Here is an 11300-nt window from a genome sequence, read left to right as displayed (position 1 = left end):
GCGCATGAGCCGAAGGCTCGAGTCTCGAGGCCGAAACGGCGAGACCAAGGGGGCCTCAACCCCGCGCCGCCGCAGGCGGCGCCAAAAAACACAGCACCGTCACGAGCAGGTCCACATCCCACCTTCACGAGCAAGCCCACCCCCGCACCCTCACCCTCACAAGCAGCCCACATCCCAACCTTTACGGACGTGTCCGCTCATCCCCGCGCCAGGCGCCGAATACTCAGCCGACCCGTTCGATGGTGTACTGGACCAGCTGGACCAGGGCGTCGTTGGCGGGCCCTGCCGGGAGGGCCTTCAGCTCCGTGTGGGCGATATCGGCGTATTCGCGCAGCTTCTCCTTCGCCCGGGTCATACCCGGCGAACGGCCGAGCAGGTCCAGTGCCTCGGCCACCTCGGCATCTGATTCCAAGGGTTTGGCCAGCAGGGTGCGGAGACGGTCGCCGTCGGGGCCCTCGTCGCGCAGGGCGTACAGGACCGGAAGGGTGTGGACACCCTCGCGCAGGTCGGTGCCCGGGGTCTTGCCGGACTGAGCCGACTCCGAGGAGATATCGATGATGTCGTCGGATATCTGGAAGGCGGTGCCTACGACGTCACCGAGGCGGGCGAGGCGTTCCACATGGTCGCTGTCCGCGCCGGAGAAGGTCCCGCCGAAACGTCCGGAGGCCGCGATCAGTGAACCGGTTTTCTCCCACACCACGCGCAGATAGTGGGCCACGGGGTCGCTCTCTTCGCGGGCGCCCATGGTTTCGCGCATCTGGCCGGTGACCAGTTCGGCGAAGGTTTCCGCGATGATGCGGACGGCATCGGGGCCCAGGGTGGAGGTCAGCCGGGAGGCGTGCGCGAACAGGTAGTCCCCGGCGAGGATGGCCACGCTGTTGCCCCAGCGGGAGTTCACACTCGTCGCGCCGCGGCGCATGGTGGCCTCGTCCATGACGTCGTCGTGGTAGAGCGTGGCCAGATGGACGAGCTCGACCACGGTGCCCGCGGTGACGAGGTCCGGGTCACCGGGGCGGGGGCCCAGCTGGCCGGTGAGAATGGTGAACAGCGGCCGGAATCGTTTACCGCCGGCCTTGGCCAGGTGCAGCGCGGCCTCCTGGAGGAAGGCCGCTCCGGAGGACAGCTCCTCGACCAGCAGTTTCTCTACTTCGTCGAGGCCGTTGCGTACGGTCTCGGCGAGCGCGAAATCCCCGAGGTCCACCCCCGCCACCACCGTGCCGGCTTCGCTCACAGCAGATGTGCTCATACCTTCTCCCAAGGACGCGTCCGACCCCACGGTGATGAACCTAGCGTGTTCACGTCGGAACGCCCATGAACACCGTCACTGTATTGATCGAGCATGAGCGAGGCCGGCGACCGGTCATCATGCTGACGCGGAGGCCGAAGCGTAGGCGAAGATCGCACTTCCGCCGCCGGGCCTGACACGCTCATGCTGTGTTGATCGAGCATGAGCGAGGGCCCTACGTGGTCACGCTCCGCTTCCGCCTCCGGGCCTGACACGCTCATGCTGTGCACCGTACCGCCATCGACATCACCGGCGACGGCCTGTAACTATTGACCGCATGGGTGCACCCGAAGCCACACCTTCCGAAGCCGGCCGGGACGCGCTGCCCGCACACGTCGAGGTGCTGGTGGTGGGCGCGGGCCCCGCGGGTTCGGCGGCCGCGGCGTGGGCCGCGCGCGCGGGGCGCGATGTGCTGCTGGTGGATTCCGCGACCTTCCCCAGGGACAAGACCTGCGGTGACGGCCTGACCCCGCGGGCCACCGCGGAACTCGAGCATCTCGGACTGGGCGAATGGGTGCGGGCGCACACCGTCAACCACGGTCTGCGGATGACCGGTTTCGGCGCCGAGGCGCTGCTGCCGTGGCCGGGTGGTTCATTCCCCACCTACGGCAGTGCGATCCCGCGCACCGAACTGGACGACAAACTGCGCGATACCGCGGTGAAATCCGGGGCGCGGATGCGCGACGGCGCGAAGGTCGTGGCGGTGGCGCGCGATGGCGACCGGGTGACCGGGGTGACCGTGCGGGTGGGGACGGCGTCGCACGAGATCGGCTGCCGCACTCTGATCGTGGCCGACGGGGTGCGGTCCCCGGTCGGCAAACTGCTCGGCCGCACCTGGCATCGCCGCTACGCCTACGGGGTGGCGGCGCGCGCCTATATCTCCTCCGGCCGCAGCGACGATCAGTGGATCACCTCGCATCTGGAGTTGCGCAATGCGGACAACGAGCTGGTACCCGGCTACGGCTGGGTCTTCCCGCTGGCCAACGGTGAAGTGAATATCGGCGTCGGCTCGCTGGCCACCGAACGCAGGCCCTCGCATATCGCGTTGAAACCACTGCTCGAGCACTACACGGAGCTGCGCCGCGACGAATGGGAACTGAGCGGTTCGGTGCGCGCGGTCTCCTCGGCGCTGCTGCCGATGGGCGGCGCGGTCTCCGGTATCGCAGGCCGCAACTGGGCGCTGCTCGGCGATGCCGCCGGGTGTGTGAACCCGCTGAACGGCGAGGGAATCGACTACGGCCTGGAGGGCGGGCATATGCTCGCCGGTCTGCTGGACGAGCCCGACCTCACCCGGATGTGGCCGGAACTGCTACGCGCGAAATACGGCCGCACCTATTCGGTGGCGCGGCGGATCGCCGGCCTGGCCACCCACCCGCGGATGGTCCCGATCGGCGGCCCACCGGTGATGCGTTCGAAATACCTGCAGCGCACCGCGGTCCGGGTGATGGGCAACCTGGTCACCGACGAGGACGTGGACCTCACCGCCCGCGCGTGGCGCACCGCGGGCCGGGCGTCGATGCGGTTCGACGACCTCGCGCCCTTCTGTTAGCCCGCCGGGGTGGTGCGGCCGGTACCGCGGGATCTGCTCCCGCAGCTGCGGCGGGTCCGTGATCTCGTCGACCGCGAGTACGCCCGGCCGTTGGACCTCGACGGTATGGCGGCGGCCGCCGGGGTATCGAAATACCATTTCCTGCGCTGTTTCGCGGCCACCTACGGCAGAACACCCGCGGTGTACCTGGCCGAGCGCCGGATCGAGCGGGCGCAGGATCTGTTACGCGCCACCAACACCACGGTGACCGAGGTCTGCCTGCTCGTCGGCTACAGCAGTCTGGGTTCGTTCTCCCGGAAGTTCACCGAACTGGTAGGGGTTTCACCCTCGGAGTACCAGGCGAAATTCGCCGACGGCGCGCCCCGGATCCCGGGCTGCTACATCTTCATGCACGGGTTGTCCGATCGCCGGCGCAATACCGCAATTTCGGAGAAGCCCGGTGACCCGTCCGGCCCGTAGTCTCGGACCATGCCTCCGATCATCTCCAATATTTCCCTGGTCACCGTGTACGTGACCGATCAGACAGCGGCCAAGAACTGGTACATCGAAACCCTCGGCTTCGTGGAGACCGCCGATATCCAGATGGGGGACAACGGTTTCCGCTGGGTGGCCATCGCCCACCCCGACCACCGGGAACTCGAGGTCACCCTGATGCTGCCCGGACCGCCCCTGGATGAGAATCTTGCCGACGCGATCAGCAGGTCGCTGGCCGGCGGCAGCCACGGCTCGCTGGGACTGAGCACTCAGGACTGTCGTAAGGCCTACGCGGAACTCACCGCCAAGGGCGTCGATTTCGTCCAACCGCCGTCTGAGCGGCCCTACGGTGTGGAAGCGGTGTTCCGGGACAATTCGGGGAACTGGCTGGTGCTGGTCGAGCCGAAGCAGTTCGATCCCACGGCCGCCGCGGCGACGGACCCCGGCGGCGCCGAACGCTGAAACCGGCGGTCCGGGCGGATAAGCCGGAACTCCGGTGTATGTCCGGGGCCGCGCGTACGGCGCGGCCCCGGAGGACTGTCAGACCTCGGCGCGATCTTCGAACCATTTGACGATGTACTTGCGTTCGCTCTCGGCGACCCCGCGCTGCAACTGCTCGGCGAGCGGCTCGATGGCCCCGCCGACCAGCGGAACCTTGACCTTCACCGAACCGGAGATCACCACCTCCGAGCCCTCGGCGGTGGGGCGCAGTTCGTAGGTGCCCTTCATCTCCGAGGGGATGGCCGATGAGGTGCCCTCGAAGGTCCCCGCCGCAGTGGACCCGTCGAGAGCCTGCCAATTGTCGATACGGGTGACGACCAGTTCGCTCTTGAGCACCTTGCGCACGATGCCGGGGATTTTGTCCTGCCGGACCGTTTCGCTCATCTGGATACGGGCGGTGCCCGGGCCACCGGGATGGGACAGGTCGAGGGTGGCCGTCGGAGCGCCGGTAAACCGGTCTCGCCACATTTCTTCTCCGGTGAGCGCGGCGTGCAGTTCGGACACCGGGATCGGATAGGACAGCGTGAAGCCGAATTTTCGGGCCATGAGCGCTCACCCTAGCCGACCCCGCTAGCCTGTTGCGGTGCCGGAAACCAGCCGCCGCGGACCGCGCGACCCCGGTTACCCGGGCGACGGTGTGCGCGACGGCACAGCCGCCCCGGCCACGAACGATTCCGGAGGAGGCAGCGTGCCCGAGCAGGCAGAGCTGGTCGCGCCGCCGGTCGCGGACCCGGCGCCCGGTATCGAACCGGTGCGCGCGCCGGCCCCGGCCGTACGATCCGCCCGGACCGAACGGCTGCGCAAGGTGTGCGTCGGCGTGGTGATCACCGCGGTATCGGTGAGCGTGCTGGTGGTGCTGCTGTTCCTGGCGGCCTGGCGCAACGACTATCTGATCGAATCCGACAAGGGCGAAACCACCGGCGAGGTGCTGTCCGCCGGACGGCTGCGCTCGGCGGTGATGTACGTGACCCCCGACGGCGTCACCCACAATCCGAAGGTCGGCGTGCTGTATCCGACCAACCTGACCGCGGGTGAACGGATCAATGTCGAATACAGCCGCGCCGATCCCGACCTGGTCCGGGTCGCGGGCCGCGATGTGCGGGTCGCTGTCCTGCCGGCACTGTCGGTACTGGCCGTGACCTGGGCTCTCACCCTGCCGACACTGTGGCTGCTGATGCGGGCGGCGACCGGTTCGATGAGTGTTCGCCCGATCTTCGATCCGGCGTCATATCGGCGACGCGTCCCGGGGGACCGCGACCGCTCAGACTGAGCGAGTGCGCGTAGCCATCGTTGCGGAGTCGTTTCTCCCGAATATGAACGGCGTCGTGAACTCGGTGCTCCGAGTGCTGGATCATCTGCATCAGCACGGGCACGACGCTCTCGTCATCGCGCCCGATACGTTGCGCGGGCAGCCGCCCGCACCCCGGCACCACGGGCGGTTCCCGGTCCACCGCGTCCCGGCGGTGATGGTGCCGAAGGTCAGTTCGCTGCCGGTGGGCCTGCCACAGCCGGGCATGGTCGGCGTACTGGCCGATTTCGATCCCGAGGTGGTGCATCTGGCCTCACCGTTCCTGCTCGGCGCGGGCGGGATGGCAGCGGCGCTGCGGCTGGACCTGCCCGCGGTGGCGGTGTACCAGACCGATGTGGCGGGTTTCGCGAAGAGCTACGGGCTGGGTCTGGCGGCCCGCGCCGCCTGGGGCTGGACCCGGCGCATCCACGAGGGCGCGGTCCGGACGCTGGCGCCGTCGACCGCGGCGGTCGAGGACCTGGCCCGGCACGGGATCCCCCGGGTGCACACCTGGGGTCGCGGAGTCGATACGGTGCGGTTCACCCCGGCCGCGCGCAGCGAAGAGCTGCGCGGGCAGTGGCTCGGCGGTACCGGAAAACTGCTGGTCGGTTTTGTCGGCCGGCTGGCCCCGGAAAAGCATGTGGACCGGCTCTCGGTACTTGCCCACGATCCCTCGATACAGCTGGTGATCGTGGGCGACGGTCCGGAGCGGCAGAACCTCGCCGGTCTGTTGCCGGGCGCGATCTTCACCGGCGAACTCGGCGGCCACAAGCTCGCCCGGGCCTACGCGAGCCTGGACGTGATGGTGCATCCGGGTGAGCACGAGACGTTCTGCCAGGGCGTGCAGGAAGCGCTGGCGTCCGGTGTCCCGGTCATCGGTCCCGACGCCGGCGGCCCGCGTGACCTGATCGCGCCCTGCCGCAACGGCTATCTGCTCCCGGTACGGGATTTCACCGACCTGCTGCCCGGCACCGTCGCGGCGCTGCGTGAGGCGCAGGTGCGCGAGCGGTTCGCCGGGGCGGCCCGCAAATCGGTGCTGCACCGCACGTGGCCTGCCATCTGCACCGAACTCATGAACCATTACGCCGAGGTGATCGGCACCGGATACCGGTTGTCACGCTCGGCGTGACCGGACGCGGCAGACCGCCTTTTGCCCATTAAGGTCGGGATGTGGTGAAAACACAATCGGTCCGGGCCTCGCTGGACAAACAACCGCACGAGGTCGCGTCGATGTTCGACGGGGTGGCGCGACGATACGACCTGACCAACACCGTGATCTCGGCCGGCCAGGACCGCTACTGGCGCTGGATGACCCGCAAGGCCATCGGCCCGCGCCCGGGTGAGCAGGTGCTCGACCTGGCCGCCGGCACCGGGGTGTCCACCGTGGAGCTGGGCCGCTCCGGCGCGTGGTGCGTGGCCGCCGATTTCTCGCAGGGCATGCTGGCCGCCGGCCGGTTCCGGCAGGTGCCGATGGTCGCCGGAGATGCGATGGCGCTGCCCTTCGCCGACAATTCCTTCGACGCGGTGACCATCTCGTTCGGGCTGCGCAATGTGGCCGATACCGATCTCGCGCTGCGGGAGATGCTGCGGGTGACCAAACCCGGCGGCCGGTTGGTCGTCTGTGAGTTCTCCACCCCGATCATTCCGGGGTTCAAGACCCTGTACATGGAATACCTGATGAAGGCGTTGCCGCGGGTGGCCCGGGCGGTGAGCAGTAATGCGGACGCCTACGTCTACCTGGCCGAATCCATCCGGGCCTGGCCGAACCAGCGGCAGCTGGGCCGCCGGGTCTCCGATGCCGGGTGGTCCGGGGTGAAATGGCGCAACCTGACCGGCGGCGTCGTCGCACTGCACCGGGGATACAAGCTCGGCGGCTGAAACGCCCGGTATCGGCCTGGTTCATCTACCTCACAGCTGTGATTTTCGCCGGTGAAGTGGAATGTCATCCGACGATAACATCGGGCAAACCCGAGGAAATCGGCCGAGGGGACGATCGGACTCATGTCCCAGGCGAGCAAAGACCGGCGGCCGGGCACGACCAGGACGGCGTGCTCCTACTGCGGGGTCGGCTGCGGTATCGAGATCACCACCGCGGCCGACGACACCGGCGCGCCGGTGATCGCCAAGGTCAGCGGGGACAAACTGCATCCGTCGAACGCCGGGCGGTTGTGTACCAAGGGCGCCACCCACGCGGAGTTGATGCGGGCACCGGGCCGGATGTCGACCGCCTATCTGCGGTCCGAACGCGGCATACAGCCGCAGCCGGCCGGCGTGGACGAGGCGGTACGCGAGGCCGCTACGCGGTTGCGGCGGATCCTGGCGGAGCACGGCCCCGACGCCATCGCGCTCTACGTCTCCGGGCAGATGTCGCTGGAGGCCCAGTACCTGGCCACGAAACTCGCCAAAGGCCATTTGCGCACCATCCATATGGAGGCGAACTCCCGGCTGTGCATGGCCAGTGCGGGCACCGGCTACAAACAGTCGCTGGGCGCCGACGGCCCGCCGGGTTCCTATGACGATTTCGAGCACGCCGACCTGTTCTTCGTGATCGGCGCGAATATGGCCGACTGCCACCCCATCCTGTTCCTGCGCATGGCGGACCGGCTCAAAGCGGGCGCGAAACTGATCGTGGTGGACCCGCGGCGCACCGATACCGCCGCCCGCGCCGACCTGTTCCTGCAGATCGCCCCCGGCACGGATCTCGCCCTCCTCAACGGTCTGCTGTATCTGCTGGTCGAAGCCGGCGATATCGACACCGAATTCATCGCCGAACACACCGAGGGCTGGGACGCCATGCCGGAATTCCTCGCCGGCTATTCACCGGAGAAGGTGGCGGAGCTGACCGGTCTGGCCGAGGCGGATATCCGTACCGCCGCGCGCTGGATCGGGGACGCCGGGGAATGGATGAGCCTGTGGACCATGGGGCTCAACCAGTCGACCCACGGGACCTGGAACACCAACGCGCTGTGCAATCTGCACCTGGCCACGGGCGCCATCTGCCGTCCGGGCAGTGGACCCTTCTCGCTCACCGGGCAGCCGAATGCGATGGGCGGACGCGAGATGGGCTACATGGGTCCCGGCCTGCCCGGCCAGCGGAGTCTGCTGAATCCCGCCGACCGCGCCTTCGTCGAGGCCGCCTGGGAGCTGCCGCCGGGAACACTGCGCACCGAGGCGGGTCCCGGCACCATCGAGATGTTCCGCGAACTCGCCGCGGGCACCATCAAGGCGGCCTGGATAATCTGCACAAATCCGGTGGCTACCGTCGCCAATCGGAAGACGGTGATCGCCGGCCTGGAGGCGGCCGAACTGGTGATCGCGCAGGACGCCTACACCGAGACCGCCACCAACACCTACGCCGATATCCTGCTGCCGGCCACCCTGTGGGCCGAATCGGACGCGGTGATGGTGAACTCCGAACGCAATGTCACCCTGCTGCGGAGCGCGGTCGAGCCGGCCGGTGCCGCCCGGCCGGACTGGCAGTTGATCGCCCAGGTGGCCACGGCCATGGGATTCCCGGGCTTCGAGTACGCCTCGAGTGCCGAGGTGTTCGACGAACTGCGCCGCTTCGCCAACCCGGCCACCGGCTACGACCTGAGCGGAATGAGTTACGACACGCTGCGCGAGGGTCCGATGCAGTGGCCGTGCCCCGACCCCGCACAACGCCGCAACCCGATTCGCTATCTGAACGACGGCGTGAGCGGGCCGCGCTACACCGATCCCGGAGGTCACGAACCCCGGCTGGCGTTCGCCACCCCGAGCCGGCGCGCGGTCTTCTGGCCGCGGCCGCATATGCTGCCCGGCGAAATGCCCGACGACGATTACCCGTTCCTCCTCAATACGGGCCGATTGCAGCATCAGTGGCATTCGATGACCAAGACCGGTCGCATCGGCAGACTGAACAAGCTGAACGGCGAACCGTTCGTGGAAGTCCATCCCGACGACGCCCGTACCCTCGGGCTGGAGCCGGGGGACGAACTGGAGATCACCTCGCGGCGCGGGCGGGCGGTACTGCCCGCCCGGGTCAGCGACCGAGTGCGGCCGGGCGGCTGTTTCGCGCCTTTCCACTGGAACGACGAACAGGGCGAATACCTGACCGTCAACGCGGTGACCAATGACGCGGTCGATTCCGATTCGCTACAGCCGGAATTCAAGGCCTGCGCGGTCGCCTTGCGCCCGGTCGCGCCGATGCGGCGGGCGGACAGACCGGAAACAGTGGTCAGCGCGCCGGAGTCCACCGCGGCCGGTCCGCATCCCCTGGCCACGATGCTCGGCCTGGACACCGCGGCCACCCCGACGCTGAGCGAGACCGAACGGATCTATCTGGGTGGATATCTCGCCGCGCTGGAGTCGCTGCCGGTCTCCGGGCAGCCGGTCCTGCCCGCGTCGGCACCGCTGTCGGATCGGAGCCGGCTGTGGGTGGACGGGCTGCTGGCCGGTATGTATTCGCGTGGAGTGCCCGCGGAACCGGCGGCCGGCGATCCGGCCGCGGCGCCATCCCGGACCGTAACGGTGCTGTGGGCCTCCCAGACCGGCAATGCCGAGGATTTCGCCGCGACCGCCGTCGCGCGGCTCACCGAATCCGGGCTCCGGCCGCGGCTGCTCGATATGGACTCCTGCGAACTCGACGTGCTGACCGGTGATGTGCTGGTCGTCACCAGCACATTCGGTGACGGCGGCCCACCGGACAACGGGGCCGACTTCTGGACCCGGCTCGCGGGGAGCGCGGTCCGGCTCACCGGTATGCGGTACGCGGTGTTCGCCCTCGGCGACTCCTCCTACGGCGATTTCTGTGGCCACGGTCGAAAACTCGACACCCTGTTCGCCGACCGCGGCGCGACCCGGCTGCTACCGCGCCAGGACTGTGAACCCGATTTCGACGAGCCGGGCGCGCGCTGGCTGGACGCGGTGATCACCGCACTGTCCGACCCGGGCGGACCCGATCCGGCCGCCGGCCCCGGCGGGGGCACTCCGCGCCGAACCGTCGGCGCGTCCGCCGGCGGTGCCACCGCCGTCGGTGTCCTGGAACGGACCGCTCCCGCCCCGCTGCCGGTGCGGCGGGTGGCACGCACCGCGTTCACCCGCACCGCACCGGTCTTCGCGCCCCTGCTGGGCAACGAGGTGCTGACCAGCCCGGACGCCGCGAAGGAGGTTCGGCGGATCAGTTTCGACCTGACCGGGCTCGATGCCCGGTACGAGGTGGGCGATTCGCTCGGGGTCCGGCCGACCAACTGTCCGTCGCTGGTCGGGGAATGGCTGGCGGCGACCGGTCTGGACGGCCATCGCACCGTAGCGGCCGGCACCGGCGAGATATCGCTGGAGCAGGCCCTGCGCACCCACTACGACATCACCAGGGTGTCGCGCGATCTGCTGGAATTCGTCGCCGGGCACAATCCGAGCAATCGGCTCGCCAAACTGCTGCGCCGCGACAACCGCAACGAACTCGCCTCCTATCTGTGGGACCGCCAATTGGTGGATGTGCTGCGGGACTTCCCGGTCCGTGCCGACCTGGTGGAATGGCTCGACGTGCTGAAAAAGCTGCAGCCGCGCCAGTATTCGATCTCGTCGAGTCCGCTGACGAGCCCCGACCGGGTGGAGCTGACCGTGGGCATCGTGCGCTACGGCGACCCGGCGGCCACGGGCTCGGCGGCCCGGCGCGGCGGTGTCTGCTCCACCTTCCTGGCCGACCGGGCCGCCGACACCGCGGTACCGATATTCCTGCAGCGCGCACCACATTTCCGGCCGCCGCTGGACCCCACTGTGCCGATGATCATGGTCGGACCGGGCACCGGTATCGCTCCGTTCCGCGGGTTCCTGCACGAACGGCGCGCGCTGGGGGCGACGGGACGCAATTGGTTGTTCTTCGGCGATCAGCACGCCGCACAGAACTTCTACTACCGGGCCGAGTTGGCGGATATGTTCCGCACCGGTCACCTGTCGCGACTGGATCTGGCCTTCTCCCGCGATCAGCGGGAGCGGATCTACGTGCAGCACCGCATGATCGAACACGGCGCCGAACTGTGGTCGTGGCTGCGCGACGGTGCCCACTTCTATGTCTGCGGTGATGCCGCGCGGATGGCCGCGGATGTGGACGACGCACTGCTACGGATCGCCCGCATCCACGGCAAACTCGACGAGGATGGCGCTCTGGCCTTCAAAAAGCAGCTCACCGCCGAGAAACGTTATGTCCGGGACGTGTACTGACA

General features: G+C 68.5%; 9 protein-coding genes. 7 read left to right on the top strand and 2 right to left on the bottom strand.

Annotated elements, in window-relative coordinates:
* Positions 1 to 223: 223 nt before the first annotated feature.
* Entirely contained in the window at positions 224 to 1246 is a 1023-nt protein-coding gene (locus AB0H42_RS06980) for a polyprenyl synthetase family protein (RefSeq protein WP_357050961.1), read from the bottom strand.
* 316 nt (positions 1247 to 1562) lie between these two features.
* Here AB0H42_RS06980 and AB0H42_RS06975 point away from each other — a divergent pair, with 316 nt between their 5' ends.
* The 3 genes from AB0H42_RS06975 to AB0H42_RS06965 are packed head-to-tail and all read left to right on the top strand — an operon-like array spanning position 1563 to position 3770.
* Positions 1563 to 2834, top strand: coding sequence for a geranylgeranyl reductase family protein (locus tag AB0H42_RS06975; RefSeq protein ID WP_357050958.1), 1272 nt, complete (start codon positions 1563 to 1565; stop codon positions 2832 to 2834).
* A gap of 9 nt (positions 2835 to 2843) precedes the next feature.
* The gene (locus tag AB0H42_RS06970) at positions 2844 to 3293 is read left to right on the top strand and encodes an AraC family transcriptional regulator (RefSeq protein ID WP_357050955.1); all 450 of its coding nucleotides are present in this window, start codon (positions 2844 to 2846) and stop codon (positions 3291 to 3293) included.
* A gap of 18 nt (positions 3294 to 3311) precedes the next feature.
* A complete protein-coding gene (locus AB0H42_RS06965) occupies positions 3312 to 3770 on the top strand; it encodes a VOC family protein (protein WP_357051020.1) in 459 nt (152 codons plus the stop codon).
* A 78-nt stretch (positions 3771 to 3848) separates the two neighbouring features.
* On the opposite strand, the gene AB0H42_RS06960 is transcribed toward AB0H42_RS06965, so the two are convergent.
* On the bottom strand, positions 3849 to 4355 hold the full coding sequence (locus AB0H42_RS06960; RefSeq protein ID WP_357050952.1) for a DUF2505 domain-containing protein: 507 nt from the start codon (positions 4353 to 4355) through the stop codon (positions 3849 to 3851).
* Positions 4356 to 4560: 205 nt separating this feature from the next.
* On the opposite strand from AB0H42_RS06960, the gene AB0H42_RS06955 reads away from it, so the two are divergent.
* From AB0H42_RS06955 to AB0H42_RS06940, 4 genes are all read left to right on the top strand, one after another.
* A complete protein-coding gene (locus AB0H42_RS06955) occupies positions 4561 to 5079 on the top strand; it encodes a DUF3592 domain-containing protein (protein WP_357051017.1) in 519 nt (172 codons plus the stop codon).
* A 4-nt stretch (positions 5080 to 5083) separates the two neighbouring features.
* Positions 5084 to 6226, top strand: coding sequence for a glycosyltransferase family 1 protein (locus AB0H42_RS06950; protein WP_357050949.1), 1143 nt, complete (start codon positions 5084 to 5086; stop codon positions 6224 to 6226).
* A 41-nt stretch (positions 6227 to 6267) separates the two neighbouring features.
* Positions 6268 to 6975, top strand: a complete 708-nt coding sequence (locus AB0H42_RS06945; protein WP_357050946.1) for a demethylmenaquinone methyltransferase — start codon at positions 6268 to 6270, stop codon at positions 6973 to 6975.
* Positions 6976 to 7098: 123 nt separating this feature from the next.
* Positions 7099 to 11298 carry a bifunctional nitrate reductase/sulfite reductase flavoprotein subunit alpha gene (locus tag AB0H42_RS06940; protein ID WP_357050943.1) on the top strand — a complete coding sequence of 1400 codons (4200 nt, stop codon included), beginning with the start codon at positions 7099 to 7101 and terminating at the stop codon, positions 11296 to 11298.
* Positions 11299 to 11300 lie beyond the last annotated feature (2 nt).

This window comes from Nocardia sp. NPDC050799, from assembly GCF_040654015.1.
Lineage (GTDB): Bacteria > Actinomycetota > Actinomycetes > Mycobacteriales > Mycobacteriaceae > Nocardia.
The sequence above is the reverse complement of the archived record's forward strand: the minus strand, read 5'-3'. Positions and strand labels throughout refer to the sequence as shown.

Coding starts and splice junctions, on each gene's coding strand:
- AB0H42_RS06980 (WP_357050961.1), bottom strand. CDS start 1,246: ATGAGCACATCTGCTGTGAGCGAAGCCGGCACGGTGGTGGCGGGGGTG.
- AB0H42_RS06975 (WP_357050958.1), top strand. CDS start 1,563: ATGGGTGCACCCGAAGCCACACCTTCCGAAGCCGGCCGGGACGCGCTG.
- AB0H42_RS06960 (WP_357050952.1), bottom strand. CDS start 4,355: ATGGCCCGAAAATTCGGCTTCACGCTGTCCTATCCGATCCCGGTGTCC.
- AB0H42_RS06940 (WP_357050943.1), top strand. CDS start 7,099: ATGTCCCAGGCGAGCAAAGACCGGCGGCCGGGCACGACCAGGACGGCG.